Origin of the sequence: Microbacterium deferens, assembly GCF_045517775.1 — a bacterium.
Taxonomy (GTDB): domain Bacteria; phylum Actinomycetota; class Actinomycetes; order Actinomycetales; family Microbacteriaceae; genus Microbacterium.
Genome location: NZ_JBEUWT010000002.1, coordinates 77,776 through 94,183, shown reverse-complemented (window position 1 = coordinate 94,183; position 16,408 = coordinate 77,776). Strand labels below are relative to the sequence as shown.

Annotated in this window: 17 protein-coding genes; 6 read left to right on the top strand and 11 right to left on the bottom strand. The window is 71.3% G+C overall.

Going from position 1 to position 16,408, the window contains the following annotated elements; genetic code table 11:
* Positions 1 to 31 precede the first annotated feature (31 nt).
* Positions 32 to 3,574, bottom strand: a complete 3,543-nt coding sequence (locus tag ABTU82_RS10665; protein WP_407173418.1) for a TM0106 family RecB-like putative nuclease — start codon at positions 3,572 to 3,574, stop codon at positions 32 to 34.
* Between the two features lie 98 nt (positions 3,575 to 3,672).
* Here ABTU82_RS10665 and ABTU82_RS10660 point away from each other — a divergent pair, with 98 nt between their 5' ends.
* Together ABTU82_RS10660 and ABTU82_RS10655 are read left to right on the top strand one after the other, a co-directional pair.
* Positions 3,673 to 5,727: an NAD(+) synthase gene (locus ABTU82_RS10660; protein WP_407173417.1), complete on the top strand. Its 2,055-nt coding sequence runs from the start codon at positions 3,673 to 3,675 to the stop codon at positions 5,725 to 5,727.
* 46 nt (positions 5,728 to 5,773) lie between these two features.
* Positions 5,774 to 6,406 carry a LysE family translocator gene (locus tag ABTU82_RS10655; protein WP_407173415.1) on the top strand — a complete coding sequence of 211 codons (633 nt, stop codon included), beginning with the start codon at positions 5,774 to 5,776 and terminating at the stop codon, positions 6,404 to 6,406.
* 19 nt (positions 6,407 to 6,425) lie between these two features.
* Here ABTU82_RS10655 and ABTU82_RS10650 read toward each other — a convergent pair whose 3' ends face one another.
* On the bottom strand, positions 6,426 to 6,920 hold the full coding sequence (locus ABTU82_RS10650) for a DUF427 domain-containing protein (RefSeq protein ID WP_407173413.1): 495 nt from the start codon (positions 6,918 to 6,920) through the stop codon (positions 6,426 to 6,428).
* Positions 6,921 to 7,007: 87 nt separating this feature from the next.
* Here ABTU82_RS10650 and ABTU82_RS10645 point away from each other — a divergent pair, with 87 nt between their 5' ends.
* From ABTU82_RS10645 to ABTU82_RS10635, 3 genes are read left to right on the top strand one after another with little or no spacing between them, the layout of a single operon-like run.
* Entirely contained in the window at positions 7,008 to 7,202 is a 195-nt protein-coding gene (locus tag ABTU82_RS10645; RefSeq protein WP_116647728.1) for a hypothetical protein, read from the top strand.
* Positions 7,203 to 7,208: 6 nt separating this feature from the next.
* Entirely contained in the window at positions 7,209 to 7,340 is a 132-nt protein-coding gene (locus ABTU82_RS10640) for a hypothetical protein (RefSeq protein ID WP_259460095.1), read from the top strand.
* A 12-nt stretch (positions 7,341 to 7,352) separates the two neighbouring features.
* Positions 7,353 to 7,910 (top strand): phosphorylase family protein, encoded by a 558-nt coding sequence (locus ABTU82_RS10635; protein ID WP_407173411.1) that lies wholly within the window; start codon positions 7,353 to 7,355, stop codon positions 7,908 to 7,910.
* Here the strand turns inward: ABTU82_RS10635 and ABTU82_RS10630 are convergent.
* From ABTU82_RS10630 to ABTU82_RS10610, 5 genes are all read right to left on the bottom strand, one after another.
* On the bottom strand, positions 7,898 to 9,403 hold the full coding sequence (locus ABTU82_RS10630) for an MFS transporter (protein ID WP_407173409.1): 1,506 nt from the start codon (positions 9,401 to 9,403) through the stop codon (positions 7,898 to 7,900). The two genes, ABTU82_RS10635 and ABTU82_RS10630, sit on opposite strands and share 13 nt — an antisense overlap.
* Before the next feature lie 59 nt (positions 9,404 to 9,462).
* A complete protein-coding gene (locus ABTU82_RS10625; protein ID WP_116647725.1) occupies positions 9,463 to 9,645 on the bottom strand; it encodes a hypothetical protein in 183 nt (60 codons plus the stop codon).
* 22 nt (positions 9,646 to 9,667) lie between these two features.
* A complete protein-coding gene (locus ABTU82_RS10620) occupies positions 9,668 to 12,715 on the bottom strand; it encodes an AAA family ATPase (RefSeq protein WP_407173408.1) in 3,048 nt (1,015 codons plus the stop codon).
* Positions 12,712 to 13,866 (bottom strand): exonuclease SbcCD subunit D, encoded by a 1,155-nt coding sequence (locus ABTU82_RS10615; RefSeq protein ID WP_407173406.1) that lies wholly within the window; start codon positions 13,864 to 13,866, stop codon positions 12,712 to 12,714. The genes ABTU82_RS10620 and ABTU82_RS10615 overlap by 4 nt, the downstream gene beginning before the upstream one ends.
* A 118-nt stretch (positions 13,867 to 13,984) precedes the next feature.
* A complete protein-coding gene (locus ABTU82_RS10610; protein ID WP_407173405.1) occupies positions 13,985 to 14,299 on the bottom strand; it encodes a DUF2277 domain-containing protein in 315 nt (104 codons plus the stop codon).
* Between the two features lie 69 nt (positions 14,300 to 14,368).
* Here ABTU82_RS10610 and ABTU82_RS10605 point away from each other — a divergent pair, with 69 nt between their 5' ends.
* The gene (locus ABTU82_RS10605; protein WP_407173404.1) at positions 14,369 to 14,899 is read left to right on the top strand and encodes a hypothetical protein; all 531 of its coding nucleotides are present in this window, start codon (positions 14,369 to 14,371) and stop codon (positions 14,897 to 14,899) included.
* A gap of 78 nt (positions 14,900 to 14,977) precedes the next feature.
* Here ABTU82_RS10605 and ABTU82_RS10600 read toward each other — a convergent pair whose 3' ends face one another.
* The 4 genes from ABTU82_RS10600 to ABTU82_RS10585 all read right to left on the bottom strand — a co-directional run bounded on the left by ABTU82_RS10600 (position 14,978) and on the right by ABTU82_RS10585 (position 16,378).
* Positions 14,978 to 15,319: a hypothetical protein gene (locus ABTU82_RS10600; protein ID WP_407173403.1), complete on the bottom strand. Its 342-nt coding sequence runs from the start codon at positions 15,317 to 15,319 to the stop codon at positions 14,978 to 14,980.
* Position 15,320: 1 nt separating this feature from the next.
* Positions 15,321 to 15,557, bottom strand: a complete 237-nt coding sequence (locus ABTU82_RS10595) for a hypothetical protein (RefSeq protein ID WP_240606891.1) — start codon at positions 15,555 to 15,557, stop codon at positions 15,321 to 15,323.
* A 78-nt stretch (positions 15,558 to 15,635) separates the two neighbouring features.
* The gene (locus tag ABTU82_RS10590; RefSeq protein WP_116647718.1) at positions 15,636 to 16,046 is read right to left on the bottom strand and encodes a DUF1622 domain-containing protein; all 411 of its coding nucleotides are present in this window, start codon (positions 16,044 to 16,046) and stop codon (positions 15,636 to 15,638) included.
* 32 nt (positions 16,047 to 16,078) lie between these two features.
* Positions 16,079 to 16,378 carry a GNAT family N-acetyltransferase gene (locus ABTU82_RS10585; RefSeq protein ID WP_116647717.1) on the bottom strand — a complete coding sequence of 100 codons (300 nt, stop codon included), beginning with the start codon at positions 16,376 to 16,378 and terminating at the stop codon, positions 16,079 to 16,081.
* Between the last annotated feature and the right edge of the window lie 30 nt (positions 16,379 to 16,408).

The window sequence follows — 16,408 nt, the reverse complement described above, 5'->3', positions numbered from 1 at the left end:
CGCATCCGCTCGGCTCCCCCGGCCGGGCTCGTCACGCCGGCACGGCCCGCACCAGGCGGGCGAAGCCGCTGAGTCGCGCGACGCCCTCCGGCGTGCGAGGCAGGTCGTCGAGCACGCCCGGCGAGTAGATGAGGTAGGCCGCCTGCATCGCCCGGGAGAGGCCCACGTTCAGCCGGTTACGCAGCAGCAGGAACTCCAGACCGCGCGGCGCCTCGCGCCCCGAAGACGCCGCGAGCGACACGATCGCGACCACCGCCTCCTGCCCCTGGAACCGGTCGACCGTGCCGACACGCACCTCCGAGAAGCCGGCCGCGGCGAGGGCCTCCTCGACCAGCACCTGCTGGGCGTTGTAGGGGGTGACGACGATGACGTCGGCGGCGGCCAACGGTCGGGGGTCGCGTGTCACCGGTGCCCCGGCGGCATCGATCTCGCTCGAGGTCCACGCCCGGCCGACGAGGCCCGCGACGATCCCGACGACCGCCTGCGCCTCTTCCGGCGAGCGGGTGGCGTTGCCGGCGTGGTGCACCGGTACGACGTGGAGCCCGGGGGCCACCCCGTCGAGCGAGCGCAGCGCGGTGAGCGGGTGCGCGGCCAGCCGGCCCTCGTACGACAGACGCGAGACGGGATCGGCCACCGCCGGATGCATGCGCCACGTGCGCGAGAGGAAGTACCCGACCTCGGGCGGCACGACCTCGGCGCCGTCCATCACCCATCCGAGCGCGGAGGTATCGACGGGCTCGGGGTGCGCACCCTGGCTGACCTGCGGCAGCTGCTGCGGGTCGCCGAGCAGCAGCAGCCGCGGGGAGGCGAGCGAGACGGCGATCGTTGAGGCGAGCGAGAACTGCCCCGCCTCGTCGATCACGAGCAGATCGAGGCTCCCGCGCGGGATGCGGCCCTCGTGGCTGAAGTCCCACGCCGTGCCCCCCACGACGAAGCCCGCGGCGGCGTTCTCGGCGGCGAAGGCGGCCACGCCGTTCTTGGGGATGGGCGTGAAACTCAGCCCGCCCGCGTTCGGATCTTTCGGCGCCTTGCCCACCTGCTGCGGCGGCACACCGGCTGCGACCACGCGATCGAGCATGTTCTCGACCACCGCGTGCGACTGCGCGACGACGCCCACCTTGTAGCCGTGCTCACGCACGAGTCGTGCGATCGCGTGCGAGCCGACATAGGTCTTTCCCGTTCCCGGGGGGCCCTGCACGGCCAGGTAGCTGCGGTCGAGGTCGAGGACGCTGCGCACGATCGCGTCGACGTCATCGCCCCCCTGCGGGGCGAGCGCCCCCGACCGGGAGCGCGGGGGTCGCCTGCGCAGGATGTCGGTCGCGGGGTCGGCAGGGAGCTTCGGCGCGGCCTCGATCAGGGCGTCGGCCCACGCGTCGATCGCCGACTGCTGATTGCCGGCACGCGGCGGCGAGTCGGGCGTCAGCGCCAGCGGAAGGCGCTCCCAGGTGTTGCCGTCGACGGCGGTCTCTTCGATGATCGCGCCGTCGTCGAGCACGTCGACCACCCGGACGCTCCGGGCGCCGTGGATCCAGCGGGGGCGCTCCTCCATCGGGAACGGGGCGGGGAGCTCGTAGACGGCGAAGGGAGAGCCGCCCGCGCTGAGTCGGGTGCCCGGGGCGAGCTCGCCGCGCACCTCGACGAGGCGGCGTTCATTGCCGCGGCCGGACTCGGGGAAGTGCCAGTCGTCGATCACGCGCGACCGTGCGGTGTCGACGATGACCACGTCGCGATCGTCGTTCCACAACGACAGCGGTTCGCGGAGCCTCAGGAAGTGCGCGGCCCAGAAGGCCTTCGCCTCGCGCGGGTAGTAGTCGATGGCCGCTGCGGCGAGGCGCAGCGCCTGACCGTCGACCGCGTCGGCACCCAGCGACAGCCGCTGCAGCGCCGTGGCCCGCGGCGACGGCTCGTAGCCGACCTCTTCGGGCTCGGGGTTGCCGGCCGGGCGAAGCCCCGCCTCGCGCGCCCGGTCGACGAGCCAATCGCGCAGGCGCCGGGTCGAGACGCAGTCGTAGCGGTTGTAGTCGGCGAGGTCGGCGAGTACCGCCTCGGACGCGGCCGCGTCGCCGTCGGCGGCCAGCGCCCGCGCCTCGACGTAGCGCACGATCGAATCGTCGCCGCGCTGCACGTCGCTCGTGCGCACCTCGTCGCCCATGTAGAGCGGCTCGAGCTTCTTGATCGAATACGACCGCGAACCCACCCGCAGAGCCCGGCGCACGACCGGGTAGAGGTCGACGAACACGCCGTCGCGCAGCAACCGGTCGACATCGCCCTCGCGCACCCCGTAGCGCGCGGCCATGGCCAGCAGGTGGGTGGGCTCGTAGGGGGCGTAGTGGTAGATGTGCATGTCGGGGTGCTGCCGACGGCGCAGCGCGACGATATCGAGGAAGCGTTCGAGCGCCTGCTTCTCATCGGCGAAGCTGTGCGCCCAGATCGAGGAGTACGTGTCGCCGAGGTCGACCCACCCGAAGAGGTAGTCGATGCCCCACTGTGTCTTATCACCCCATGTCGCGTCGCCCTCCGTGTAGAGGGGGTCGCCCTCGAAGTCGAAGAACATGTCGCCGCGGTCGGGCCGCGGGAGTGTGGCGAGGGCCGGTGGGAGCACCACCTCGTAGAGCGGGACGGGGTGCGGATCGGCGTCGGCCGATGGCTCGACTGACGGCACGCCGGCCGGACTGACGAGCTGCAGCCGGGCCTGGGTGCGCAGCATCGCGAACACCTCCGGGTTCATTCCGGCAGGAACCTCGGATGCGGTGGCCAGGGCGTCGATGGTTCCGATGCCCGCCGCACGCAGGCGCTCTCGCTGCAGCGGCCGCATACCCGCGACGAGCAGCAGGTCGCGGGAGGCGATGACCTCCTGCTCGCAGGTGGCGCATCGCCCGCAGGCGACGACCTCGAGCGCGCCGCGCCCGTCGCCCCAGGCGATCGGCGCACCGGCGGGGCCGCTGGACAGGTCGCGATCGGCGATCAGCGCCCTCAGACGTGCCCGGCGCAGGTCGAACACGGGGAGGATGTCGTCGACCCGGTGCACGCTCGTCGTCGCGTCGCCGAGCAGCAGTTCGACCGTGTCGGCGCGAGCGACACCGAGCCGGTCGAGCTGGTCGACGTATGCGGCGAGCTGCATGAGGGCCGTCACCCGAGCGCGGCGAGCGAGCTTCGTGTCCTGCACGATCCAGCGCGGCGCCGCCTCTGCGTCGTCGCGGACGAGGAAGTCGGCGAACCCCACGAATTCGTCGGTCGCGAACGCGGCCTGGTAGATCACCGCGGCGTCGGAGGCGAGGGCGGCGTTCGTCGCGGCGACCGCCGCGGCCATCCCTTCGGCGTTCGACGAGCGGGTCTCGGCGATCTCGACCACGCGATCGCCGTAGCGCGCGCGGTAGTCGTCGAGGACGCGCAGCTCGTGCGCGGTGCCCAGTCGGCCCGCCCGCTCGAGGGTCGCGTCTCCGGGGTCTTCGACCGCGGCCACCCGACCGAGCTTCGCGTCGATGGCGCGCAGCCACGCGAACTCGCACTCGGCCGCCGCCTTGAGGTCACTGGCACTCCAGACCAGACGGCCCGTGTTCTCGATGTATCGCATGTCGCCCTTCCGCTGTCGAGGCTAGCCGGGGGCACCGACAGGACGGCGCCAGAAGCCGCCCCCGTCCGCGATCGGGCTGCACCTGAGAGACTGGGGCCATGAGCACCGCTCTCCCCTTCTCGAGCGCCTACCGCCACGGGTTCGCGCGCGTCGCCGCCTGCACGATCCCGATCTCGATCGCCGACCCGGCGACGAACGCCGAGACCGTAATGGCGGCGGCGCATCGGGCCGACGCCGACGCCGTCGCCGTCGCCGTCTTCCCCGAGCTGTGCCTCACCGGGTACGCCATCGACGACCTCGTCCTGCAGGACCCCGTGCTCGACGCCGTCGAGACCGCGATCGCGCGCCTGGTCGCCGCATCCGTCGATCTACTCCCCGTGCTCGTCGTCGGAGCGCCCCTGCGCCACGGAAACCGCCTGTACAACTGCGCCGTCGTGCTCCACCGCGGCGCTCTCCTGGGCGTCGCACCGAAGTCGTACCTGCCGACGTACCGCGAGTTCTACGAACGACGCTGGTACGCCCCCGGCGACGACCGCGTCGGCGAGACCATCCGCGTCGCCGGATTCGACGTGCCCTTTGGCCCCGACCTGCTCTTCGAGGCCACCGACATCCCCGGGCTCGTGATCCACGCGGAGGTCTGCGAGGACATGTGGGTTCCGGTGCCGCCGTCGTCGACCGCGGCCCTCGCCGGCGCGACCGTGCTGCTGAACCTCTCGGGCAGTCCCATCACCATCGCGCGGGCCGACGATCGCAAGATCCTGGCCCAGTCGCAATCGCTGCGCTGCCTCGCCGCGTACGCGTATGCCGCCGCCGGCATGGGCGAGTCGTCGAACGACCTGTCGTGGGACGGCCAGACGATGATCTACGAGGGCGGGCAGCTGCTCGTCGAGACCGAGCGCTTTCCCGACGGGCCCCGCTCGAGCGTCGCGGATGTCGACCTCGACCGCCTCCGCCAGGATCGCGCGCGTCAAGGCACGTTCGACGACAACCGTCGCGCGCACTCCGACGCCTTCCGCACGGTGCGCTTCGAGCTGAGCCCTCCGGCGACCGACGTCGGCCTGAAACGCGCTCTCGACCGCTTCCCGTTCGTGCCCGACGACCCCGCACGCCTGGCGCAGGACTGCTACGAGGCCTTCAACATCCAGGTGTCGGGCCTCGAGCAGCGCCTGCGGGCGATCGGTCAGCCCCAGCCGGTGATCGGGGTCAGCGGCGGTCTCGACTCCACGCACGCGTTGCTCGTGATCGCCCGGGCGATGGATCGCATGGGCCGCCCGCGCAGCGACATCCTCGCCTACACGCTCCCCGGATTCGCGACCAGCGAGGGCACGAAGGCCAATGCCATCGCCCTGGCCGAGGCCGTCGGCGCCTCGATCGAGACGATCGACATCAGGCCCGCCGCATCCGAAATGCTCGCCCGCATCGGCCACCCTTTCGCCGACGGCCAGCCCGTGCACGACGTCACGTTCGAGAACGTACAGGCGGGTCTGCGCACCGACTACCTCTTCCGCCTCGCGAACCAGCGCGGGGGCATCGTGGTCGGCACCTCCGATCTGTCCGAGCTCGCGCTGGGCTGGGCGACCTACGGTGTCGGCGACCAGATGAGCCACTATGCGGTGAACCCCGGCATCCCCAAGACGCTCATCCAGCACGTGATCCGCTGGGTCGTCTCGTCCGGGGAGATGGATGCATCGACCGCGGGAGTGCTGCAGGCCGTCCTCGACACCGAGATCAGCCCGGAGCTCGTGCCCGCCGGGCAGGACGGCCGCACCCAGTCGACCGAAGACCGCATCGGGCCCTACAACCTCCACGACTTCACGCTGTTCCACGTGCTGCGCTACGGCCTGCGCCCGTCGAAGATCGCCTTCCTCGCGGAGCGCGCATGGTCGGACCCCGACGCCGGCGCCTGGCCTCCGGGATTTCCGGTCGACGATCGGCCCGCGTACGATCTGGCGACCGTCGCGCGCTGGCTCGAGGTGTTCCTGCAGCGCTACTTCGGATTCGCGCAGTTCAAGCGTTCGGCGATCCCCAACGGGCCGAAGGTCTCACCCGCCGGTTCGCTGTCGCCCCGCGGCGACTGGCGTGCGCCGTCGGACGGCAATGCGCGTGTCTGGCTCGACGAGCTGCACGCCGCTCTCCCCGACCACTTCGGCTGAGCTCCACCGACGTCCCCGATCGCGGCGGACGCGGTACCGTTCGTTCATGCCGCCGCTCGAGAACCTCCTGGCCTTCCTCGTCGCATCGGTCGTGATCATCGTGATCCCGGGCCCCAGCGTGCTCTTCGTGGTCGGACGATCGATCGCGCTCGGTCGCCGGGCCGGCGTGCTCAGCGTCGTGGGAAACGCCCTCGGCACCGTGCCGGCGGTGCTCGCGGTGGCGTTCGGGGTCGGCGCGATCGTCGCATCCTCGGTCGTCGCGTTCACGGTCATCAAGATCGTGGGGGCCATCTACCTCGTGTGGCTCGGCGTCCAGGCGATCCGTCACCGGAACGCGCACGTGCAGGGAGCGACCGGCGGGCCACGGTCGGCGTCGACTCTGCTGCGACAGGGTTTCATCGTCGGCCTCACGAACCCCAAGACGATCGCCTTCTTCGTCGCCGTTCTGCCGCAGTTCGTCGATCCCACCGCACCGGCCGTCTGGGCGCAGCTGCTCGTTCTCGGGCTCACGTTCCAGGTGCTCGCTCTGGCGTGCGACAGCGTCTGGGCCCTCGCCGCCGGCACCGCCCGCGCGTGGTTCGCGCGGTCGCCGCGCCGCATCGCCACCCTGTCGGGCACCGGCGGGGTGATGATGATCGGGCTCGGCGGCACTCTCGCCCTCTCGGGCGCGAAGAGCTGACGTCGAGCCCTCGCGGACGCTACCAGCCGTGCGAGCCGGGGCTGCCCTTGAACGGACCCGCGAGAGCCGACGTCACCCAGCCGCCGTAGAACCCGCCGGGCTGAGGCACGACGACCTCCCCGTCGACGATGCATCGGTCCATGGGTGCGGCGTACACCGCGACGCGGTCGTCGAGATCCTCGTACCCGGGCATCGGCCTCGGGTAGTTCCACGCGGCGTGGTCGGCGCGCTCACCCCCGCCGTGCACGTCGAAGTAGCGCGCGGCTCCCTTGAACTCGCAGAACGAGGCACCGTCGGTCGGCACGAGCGCCTCGCCGAACGCCGCGATCGGCAGGTAGTAGACGGGGGGATGGCTCGTCTCGAGCACGCGCACGACGTCGTCGGTGTCGACGATGCGTTCACCGCCGAAATCGATCTGCACCCGCACGTCGACGTGCTCGAGCCGGGGCGGGCGAGGATAGTCCCAGACCGATTCCTGGCCGGGGCGGATGTCATCCGGACGTGGGATTGTCATCCCCGAAGCCTGGCGAAACGCCGCCTCGGCAGCAACCCCCACCCTGCAGAAAGGGGGATCGCGGGGGCAACCCGGTAACCTGCAAGCGTGGAAGACGAACAACGACTCGGCCGTGGCCGGTACCTCGCGTACCAGATCATCGGCATCGTCGTCGGGCTCGCGCTCGTCGCCCTCGGCGTCGTCGCCTTCTTCGCCGGCGGTGGCCCGTTCGTCGCCGCCATCGCTGCGATCGGCGGCACCCTCGCCGTCATCGTCTCCATCGTCGACATGGTGAGGTCGTAATACCGGATGCTGCCCCTGAACTCCGACAACGACCCGAAGAAGCCGTCGCCGACCCGCATCGGCATCTGGATCGCCGTGGCGGGCGTCGGCGCCTACTTCCTCATCTCGGGGATCATCGGCATCGTCAACGGCGGCTGAGAGAATGGGCGGGTGAAGCTTCTCGTTGCCGCCCACCCGTCCGAGCTCGTCGCCTTCGAGCCTGAACTGCCCGGTTTCGACCGGCTGCTCACCGGCATCGGAAAGGTCCCGGCCGCGTACGCCCTCACCCGCGCACTCGCAACGAACAGCTACGACGAGATCGTCGTCGTCGGTACCGCCGGCGCGATCGACCCCGACCTCGAATCGGGCGTGCACGAGATCGGCGGAGCCCTCCAGCACGACGTGAAGGGGCTCGACGGCGTCATCGGACACCACGTCTGGCTGCCCGAGCGGGTCGACCTGGCCGCAGACGGCATCGTCATCGCCACCGGCGACCACTTCATCGACGACGCCGACGCGGTCGTCGCGATCCGCTCCCTCGGCGCCCGCATGGTCGACATGGAGTCCTACGCCCTCGTCTGGGTCGCCCAGCAGTTCGACGTGCCGATCCGCATCCTGCGTGCGGTCAGCGACCGGGCGCAGGACGGCGCAACCGAGGAGTGGGACGACGCCGCGCTGGTCTGCAGCGAATGGCTGCGCGCCAGCATCCGCGAGTTCTACGGGGTCTGAGGCTCGCCGCGGTGACGTCGGCCCGCGAGGTCGACGACGCCGACGATGAGCGAGAGCGCCAGGAAGATCGCGACCGAGATCATGCCGTAGAGGTACGCGTCGTGGTAGACGTCGAGGGTCGTGCGCGTGCCCTGCTCGGCGTAGACCGTCGAGTAGAACAGCGCGAGCGCGACGGCCGTGCCGATGGCCGTTCCGATGCGCTGACTGAGCTGACCGACGGAACCGGCGAGCCCGCCCTGCGCGACGGGGATGTCGGCGAGCATGAGCGTCTGGTTCGGAGAGATGACCAGCCCTCCCGCGAACCCGCCGACGGCCAGGATCGATCCCATTCCGAGAAGTGCCCATTCCGGCGGGAGGAAGATCGCGGCGGAGACCATGCCCACGATGCTCACGAGCAGCCCCGCGACGCCCCAGACCACGAGAGGTCGCCCGAGACGGGTGACCAGGTTCCCGCCGATCCACGACGAGATGGCCGAGGCGATGGCGAAACCGATCGTCACCATGCCGGCGAACACCGGCTCGAGACCGAGCCCGCTCTGCAGGAACAGCGTCGTGAGGATGAACGTCGCCGGGAGCGCGGCGAAATACGTCGTCGAGATGAGCACGCCGTTGCGGTACGAAGCGTGCGCGAAGACCTCGAACGGAATGAGCGGCACGCGCCCACGCGCGGAATAGCGTCGCTCCCACGCGATGAAGGCCGCGACGAACACGGCTCCGCCGACGATGAGCCACCACCGCGCAGGGTTGTCGTCGGGCGAGCCCGTCGTGAGCAGGAACGGCAGCATGAGACCGGCGACCGACAGCCCGAAGAGCAGCACGCCGACGGGGTCGAGCTGCACCTTGCGGTGAGACTTCGTGCGCGTGCTCGGCAAGAAGAAGGCCGCGAGCACGATCACGATGAGCGTGAGGGGCACGTTGATCCAGAAGATGAGCCGCCACCCGTCGGTGTCGCCGCCGAGGGCGATCATCAAACCGCCGAGGGTCGGGCCGAACGCGGTCGCGATGCCGATGGTGGCCCCGAAGAGTCCGAACGCGCGGCCTCGCTCCTTGCCCTGGAACAGCTGCTGGATGAGACCGAGCACCTGCGGCATCTGGATTCCCGCGGCGATGCCCTGCGCCAGGCGCGACACGAGCAGGATGGGCCCCGTGGGGGCGAGCGCGCAGGCGAGGCTGGTGACCAGGAAGAGCGAGAGGCCGATAAGGAAGAGCGCTCGGCGTGATCGCTGGTCGCCGAGACGCCCGGCGGGCACGAGCACGAGACCGAAAGTGAGGATGTAGCCCGAGACGATGAGCTGCAGCTCGGTCGGCCCCGCGCCCAGCGCCGACTCGATCGAAGGAAGAGCGACGTTGACCTTGCTGAGGTCGAGGATCGTGAGGGCGGCGACCGACACGGCGATCCAGTAGGCCCGCCACCGATGGCTCGGGCTCAGCTGAATGTCTTGGGTGGGAGGGTGTGCGCCCTTCCGGTTCTGGGTGGAGGGCGCGTCAGACATCACCCTTCAGAGTAGCCACGGATCGCACACGAGCGGCCCTCTTGCTCACTCCGTGGAAATCAGACCTCGCGGTCGCGGGCGAAGAGCGCCCGCAGTGCGAAGTACACGACAGCGGCGACCACCGCGACGATGAGCAGCTTGAAGACGAACGCGAGCACCGAGAACAGGATGTTCACGAGGAACCACGCGATGACGATCGCGACGATGACTCCGAGGATGGACCAGATCGTCGACTTGTTCATACCCCCAGCCTACCCGTGCGTCTCAGACGGCGACGGTGGACTGCTGCCGGATCACGCTCGGCCCCTGCGGCGTCGCCTCGACGAGCAGCTGAGCGGGAACCTGCTCCTTCATCGACGCGACGTGACTGATCACTCCGACCGTACGGCCGCCCTGGCGCAGTTCGTCGAGCGTGCGCATCGCGAGGTCGAGGGTGTCGTCGTCGAGCGACCCGAAGCCCTCGTCGATAAAGAGCGTGTCGAGCCGCAGGCCGCCGGCGCGCGCCGTGACGATCTCGGCGAGGCCGAGGGCGAGCGCGAGGGACGCGAGGAACGACTCGCCGCCCGAGAGCGACTGGGGCGGACGCGCCTGGCCGGTGAAGGCATCCATGATCTCGAGACCGAGACCGGATGCTGCGCCGCGGGCCGCGAGAGCGTCGGAATGCTGCAGGCGGTATCTCCCCGACGACATCTCGGCGAGGCGCAGGTTGGCCGCGCCGACGATCTCTTCGAGCTCGGCGGCCAGGACGAACGTCTCGAGCGTCATGCGGTGCGTGTTGGGCGCGCGCCCGGCGACCGTGTTGGCCAGTCGGGCGATCACCGCGTGCCGGTCGGCGAGGGCGGCGATGCCCTCGGCGGCGGCATCGGCGCGCTGGGTGAGATCGCGGAGGCGTTCGGCGACCCCCGTCGCGGCCGTCAACACGGAGATCGCCGACGTGAAGGCGTCGCGCGCGTCGGCGACGGCCCTCGCCGGCCCGTCGAGGTCGACGAGTTCGTCGGGGGCGTCGACGAGGGCGAGTTCGAGTTCGAGCAGGCGCTCCTTCGCCGCGCGGGCGGCGCTCTCATGCTCGCGCACGGCATCGTCGAGCCGCGCCCGCACGGCGGGGTCGCGAAGCGCGGCCTCGACGGCGGACGGACCGTCGAACGTGGACGCGGCGAGACGGGCGTCGCGGTCGGCGCGAGCATCGGCGAGAACCTGCGTCCGCAGCGCGAGCTCTGCCCCGGCCTCGGCGAGGGCGCGCACCGCGTCACGTCGACCGATCGCGTCGGCTCGGCGCTCGGCTACCGTGGCGAACTCGCCGCGGGCGGCCTCGACGATCGTGGCGGCGGCCGTCGCGCGCTGCTCGTCGAGGGCGACCCGCTGGCGCACCTCGGTCAGCGCGTCGGTCAGTCTCGCGTGCTCGAGCGCGGCCGCCTCGGCGAGCGCCGAGAGCTCCGCATGCTCGGCGGTCAGCGCCCCCGCCTCGGCTACGTCGGCCTCGGCGCGGGCGAGCGCGACCGTCGCCGATTCCACGGCCGCGTCGAGCGTGGCGACGTCGTCGCCCCCTGCCCGAGCCGCGACGAGGGCATGGGCGTCGCGGGCCGCACGCCACGCGATGGCCGCTACCCGGTCGGCGTCGATAGCGGCGTCTTTCTCGGCCTCGGCGGCGGCGATCTCATCGTCGCCGACGGGGTCGTCCGACCCGGGCGCGGGGTGCGGGTGGTCGACGGCGCCGCAGACGGGGCACGGCTCGCCGTCGACGAGGGTGGCGGCGAGATCGCCCGCCGCGCCGTCGAGCCGGCGCTGGAGCAGCGCCGTCAGGCGCGCGGCCGTCGTCGTCACGGCCGTTGCGCGCTCGAGCGCCTCGCGTTCGGCCGCGCGAACGGTCGCCTCGAGCGCGACGGCCTCGTGCGCGGCGGCGCGCCTGCGTTCGGTGTCGACGAGGATCGCCCGCGCCGACTCGGCACCCCGGGCGGCACCCGCCACGGCGGTGAGGCGCTCGGACAGCTGCGCCAGGAGGACGGGGACGGGGCGGCGGCGGTCGTCGAGCTCGGTCATCTCGCGCAGCATCGCCTGCTCGCTGTCACGCGCCTCGCGGAGCGACACGTCGAGCGCGGCGCGCTCCCCCTCGGCCGCGAGGGCGGCGTCACTCGCCGCGATGGTCGCGGCCAATTCGTCTTCGCGGTCGCGGAGGGAGGCGTTCGTCAGCGACGCCTCGCCCAGCGCCGAGCACTGCGCGAGCGCGTCGCGTTCGGCGTCGGCGGCTCGCTGCGCCGATACTTCGGCACGCTCCACGCTCTCGATCGGCGAGCGGAGGGCTTCGGCCGCGTTCGCGAGCGCCAGCTCGGCGCGCTGCTCGGCCACCCGGGCGGCACGCGCGTCGAGTGCGTCGAGGGCGGCCCGTGCGGTGAGGCGCTGCTCCTGTGCCGCCCGCAACGCCGCCGCGGCCCGTTCGCGCTCGGTCGCTGCCGCGAGTTCGGCGTCGGCAGCGTCGCGCGCGCGGGCGAGCGTATCGACGCGGTACTCGGCGCGCTCGACAGCGCGCACGAGCGCCGCGACCCGGTCGGCGAGGGGCCGGGCCGCGGCGTCGCTGTCGGGTGGCGTGGCAGCATCCGTCGGCTCTGCGCCGTCTGTCGTGCCGTGCGCCGCGCGGTCGAGGTCGGACTCCCGCGCGAGGAGCTCGCCCTCGTCGATCAGCACGCGGGCGGTGTCGCCTTCGGCGGCCACGGCGCGCTCCGCCTCTTTGCGACGGCTCTCGAGGTCGCGTTCGTAGTCTTCGTAGGTGCGCGTGGCGAACAGGGTGCGCAGGAGCGCCTGCCGCTCGTCGTTTCGCGCGAGGAGGAACCGTGCGAAGCGGTTCTGCGCGAGCAGGATGACCTGCAGGAACTGCTGCTGCGTGAGTCCGAGGATCTCGTCGAGCCGCGCGGCGACGTCGCGAGGTCGGGCGGCGACGCCGGTCCATGAGCCCGAGGAGAACTCCTCCAGAAGCGCCTGGGGTGCCTGCGTGGTGAATCCGCCGCCATTCTTCTTCGGGCGTTCGTACTCCGGCGAGCGGGTGACCCGCCATCGGCTGCCCTCGGCGGTGAACTCGAGCGCGACCTCGGTGGGGTCTTCGGGGCCGCAATGATCGCTGCGCAGTCTCTTCTCGCCCGACTCGTATCGCGGCACGCTGCCATAGAGGGCGAAGCACACCCCGTCGAGCACGCTCGACTTGCCGGCTCCGGTGCGACCGGCGATCAGGAAGATGCCGTCGTCGGCGAACGCGTCGAAGTCGACGCTCTGGCGCGCGAGGAACGGACCGAACCCGGCCAGCTCGAGCCGGTGGAGCTTCACGCCGTCGCCTCGGTCAGGGTGCGGGCGTCGACGACCTCTCTCATGAGCGCCACTTCGTCGGCGGAGGCACCCTCGCCGGCGCGGACGTGGGCGAGGAAGGCGTCGACCAGTTCGACGTCGTCACGCGCCGCCCGGACGCGCCCGGCGTAGTCTCGCCCGTCGTCGGCGACCGCGCCGATGGGCGCGTGCACGACCGTCGCGCAATGGGTGAACCGCTGCTGCAGGCGGCGCATCGGGTCGAGCTGCGGTGTGGGATCGGTGTACTGCGCGCACACCCACGACTGCTCGTGCTCGGCGAACCGGGGGTCGCCGAGCAGCTCGTCGAGCGTGCCGCGGAGCGTCACGAGAGGGCGCGGCACCGGCAGGCCGAGCCACACGACGGATGCCAGGCCCGCAGCATCCAGGTCGACGAGCCACGACCCCCGGGGCTTGTCGCCCTCGCCGAAGCTGTAGTGCAGGGGCGCTCCGGCGTAGCGCACGCGGTCGGAGAGGGTCTGGCGGCCGTGGATGTGCCCGAGTGCGACGTAGTCGGGGCCGTCGAAGACCGATAGGGGCACGACGTCGAGACCACCCTGGCGGATCTCGCGTTCGACCCCCGGCGTCGCTTCGACGCCCGCGGTGAAGCAGTGGGAGATGACGACCGACCGACCGCCGCGCTCAGCGTGGTCGTCGCGCACGATACCCATGACGTGACCGAGGGTTTGGGCCTGGTTTCGCAGCTCGACGCCCTCCCACCGATGGCGCACGATCGCCGGTTCGAGGTAGGGTATGCCGTAGAAGTGCACGGGGCCGTCGACATCGTCGATGGTGACGGGGGTGCCGATGGCGGCAGGATCGGTGAGCACGCTGATGCCCGACCGGAGGAGCGCCGACTGGAACCCGAGGCGCGCGGCGGAGTCGTGGTTGCCGCTCGTGACGATCACCCGGGCGCCCGCGTCGGAGAGCTGCACGAGGGTGTCGGTGAGGAGCGAGTAGCACGCCGGCGCCGGCGCCGCGGAGTCGAAGACATCGCCGGCGAGCACCACGACATCGACGCCGTGCTCGCTCACCTGGGCGACGAGCACGTCGAGCACGCCACGCAGCGCGTCGAGCGTGCTGTGGCCGTGGAACGACCGGCCGATGTGCCAGTCGGACGTGTGCAGGATGCGCATACCGACACGGTACGTGCCGCCACCGACACGGGCGTTCAGACTCCCCGCGCAGCACCCACGCGAGGCCGGGAGGCGGCCGGAAGTCGCCCGCCCGGCGCCTCCTCCCCCGACGAAGGGATCAGGATGCGGCCCGGGCGGCCCGCTTCTCCTGCTGGTACACGCGGATGGCCTCGTAGCGTTCGGCCGAACGCGCCTGGCGTTTGGCCGCCTCGTGCTCGCGGGTCTTCGGCGCGGCGGTGGTGACGAGACCGTCGACGAGATGACGGGTGGCGTGAGCGATTTGCTCGACGGCCTCGTCGAACACCGCCTGGTTGGCGCGGGACGGCTTGGTGGTCCCGGCGATCTTGCGGACGAACTGGAGCGCGGCGTCATGGCATTCCGCGTCGGTCGCAGCGGGCTCGAAGTTGTGGAGCGGAACGATGTTGCGGCACATGCGCCACACGATACGCCCGCCCCTCGCCCGCTTCCAGACCCGGGAACGGCGAAACAGTACGTTGTGCTCATGGGGGTCGATCCGGAACTGCGTGCACGAGCGGATGCTGTGGCTGAGGCGAGCGACAACGTGCGGGCCCAGTGGCGCCGCGGTTGGGTGGATCCCTCGCTGCGAACGCGAGAGTACGAGATCGTCCTCGGCTGGTTCGTGCAGGCGCTCGAGGCGTTCTTCACGCCAGTGGAACAGTTGCCGGAACAGGTTCGAGTCGGCGACCCAGAAGCGATCGAGGTGGCTCTCAGCTACCTCGAGACCGCGCCGCGCTGCTTTCGGTCCGGCTACCTCGCCGAGCAACTCATGCGCCGACTTGCGCGCGCGCACTTCACACCCGACCAGCGCACGCGAGTCGCCTCGATCGTCATCGCCGAGACGAGCCACCGGCAGTCACGAGGCTGGCGCGACATCGGAGCTCTTGCTGGAGCCGTGTGGGACGACCTCCTCGCAGACTCTCTCGCCGTCCTCTCTGCGCAAGGGGGTCTGCGCGGGCTCCGTGCGACGCGCATCACTGCCGCAGCCGCAGTATGGCGAGCATCGACCCGCTAGCCGCACCGGCCGGCGCAAGCGCCGGGCAAACCCCGTCGAGACGAAGGGAACGCCGCGAGACTTCGCGGGGAGACCGCGTCAGCCCCGGGCGACCTCGGCGACCAGGGCGGCGATGCGATCGTCGGCGACGTCGACGCCGGTCTCGCGGAAGCGCTGGCGCAGCACCTCGGCGATGCGACGCTCGCCCTTGCCGCCGACGTCCTGGCGGGTCTGGGCGACGATGCCGATGATCTTGTCCTCGTCGGTCGTGTCGTGCATGTCCTGCACGGGCTCGTTCTGCGTGCCGGGCTCGGTCACGGGAGTCGGGTCGTCGGAGACCGCTCCGCCGTAGGAGTCGGACGCCGAGGCGCCCGCACCGGGAACCTGGTCGGCGTTCGCGGCGACGCCCTCGTTGCGGTCGGTGTCGTGGTTCTCGGACATGTCAGCTCTCCTCGTCGGCGGCGAGATCGGGGTCGGCGCCTTGGCTGGCGTCGGGGGACTCGATGGGGTCGGACGGCTCATCGCCGCCCTGCGGGGACAGCCCCGACTCCGAGAGCCCGGGCGAGCCCGCAGCATCCCGGTTCTGCTCCGCCGTCTCGCCGTCGGCGACATCGCCGCTCTCGTAGCCGCCGGGCGGGTTGGCGTTGATGACACCCTCGGGCAGGTTCTGATCGCTCATCACCGCTCCTCTCGTTTGTTCCACTCTGGCCGCAGCGGCGCCGGAGGCGAGGGGGCTTGACGCCCCGGGTGCGGGGGGTCAGTCGTCGGCGGCCCTGCCGGCGGCCCGGTCACGGGCCACTGCACCGGCGACCACCTGCCCGCCGCTGGTGAGGAGGGCGCGCCGCCACGGCAGCACCCCGTCGATCTCGATCTGGATCGACATCGACAGCACGGTGCGGATGAGCACGATGAGGCCCAGGATGAGGGCGTCCTCGACCGACGGCTTAGACGTGATGGTGCGGATGAGGTCGGCAGCCACGAGCACCTCGAGACCGAGGAGGATCGCCCCGCCGAGAGTCGTGCGCAGCACGGTGAAGGCCCGCGACCCGCCCTCGCCGCGGCGGAGGGAACGGATGCCGAGCACCACCGCGACCACGAAGCCCGCCGTCATGGCGAGCGCGCCGATCGACTCGAATCCGACCGCGACGGCGGTGAAGGCATCCTCCATGTGCACGTCGCCAGTGTAGGGCGACGGCCCGTCTACACTCCGGCGCGGGTTTCGAGGATGCCGGCGCGCTCGGGGTGGGCGCCGAACCAGTCGCTCACGTACCAGCACACCGGGCTCACCTGACGCGAGCCGTCGCGCTCGAGCTCGGCGACCGCACGCTCGACGAGCTCGCCGGCGTAACCGTGCCCGCGGAAGGTGGGGATCGTGTAGGCACGGGTCATCGCGACCGTGCGCCCGTCGTCACGATAGTCGAGCACCGAGACGAGGTCGTCGCCGTTGTGCAGTGTGTACCGCGAGGCGTCTTTCTCATCGGTGAATCGCAGATCAGCCATCACTCCAGGCTACGCCCGACCGGAACGAGC

Coding starts and splice junctions, on each gene's coding strand:
- ABTU82_RS10660 (WP_407173417.1), top strand. CDS start 3,673: ATGAGCACCGCTCTCCCCTTCTCGAGCGCCTACCGCCACGGGTTCGCG.
- ABTU82_RS10640 (WP_259460095.1), top strand. CDS start 7,209: ATGCTGCCCCTGAACTCCGACAACGACCCGAAGAAGCCGTCGCCGACC.
- ABTU82_RS10585 (WP_116647717.1), bottom strand. CDS start 16,378: ATGGCTGATCTGCGATTCACCGATGAGAAAGACGCCTCGCGGTACACA.
- ABTU82_RS10600 (WP_407173403.1), bottom strand. CDS start 15,319: ATGTCCGAGAACCACGACACCGACCGCAACGAGGGCGTCGCCGCGAAC.
- ABTU82_RS10650 (WP_407173413.1), bottom strand. CDS start 6,920: ATGACAATCCCACGTCCGGATGACATCCGCCCCGGCCAGGAATCGGTC.
- ABTU82_RS10605 (WP_407173404.1), top strand. CDS start 14,369: ATGGGGGTCGATCCGGAACTGCGTGCACGAGCGGATGCTGTGGCTGAG.
- ABTU82_RS10655 (WP_407173415.1), top strand. CDS start 5,774: ATGCCGCCGCTCGAGAACCTCCTGGCCTTCCTCGTCGCATCGGTCGTG.
- ABTU82_RS10590 (WP_116647718.1), bottom strand. CDS start 16,046: ATGGAGGATGCCTTCACCGCCGTCGCGGTCGGATTCGAGTCGATCGGC.
- ABTU82_RS10630 (WP_407173409.1), bottom strand. CDS start 9,403: ATGTCTGACGCGCCCTCCACCCAGAACCGGAAGGGCGCACACCCTCCC.
- ABTU82_RS10615 (WP_407173406.1), bottom strand. CDS start 13,866: ATGCGCATCCTGCACACGTCCGACTGGCACATCGGCCGGTCGTTCCAC.
- ABTU82_RS10595 (WP_240606891.1), bottom strand. CDS start 15,557: ATGAGCGATCAGAACCTGCCCGAGGGTGTCATCAACGCCAACCCGCCC.
- ABTU82_RS10610 (WP_407173405.1), bottom strand. CDS start 14,299: ATGTGCCGCAACATCGTTCCGCTCCACAACTTCGAGCCCGCTGCGACC.
- ABTU82_RS10665 (WP_407173418.1), bottom strand. CDS start 3,574: ATGCGATACATCGAGAACACGGGCCGTCTGGTCTGGAGTGCCAGTGAC.
- ABTU82_RS10625 (WP_116647725.1), bottom strand. CDS start 9,645: ATGAACAAGTCGACGATCTGGTCCATCCTCGGAGTCATCGTCGCGATC.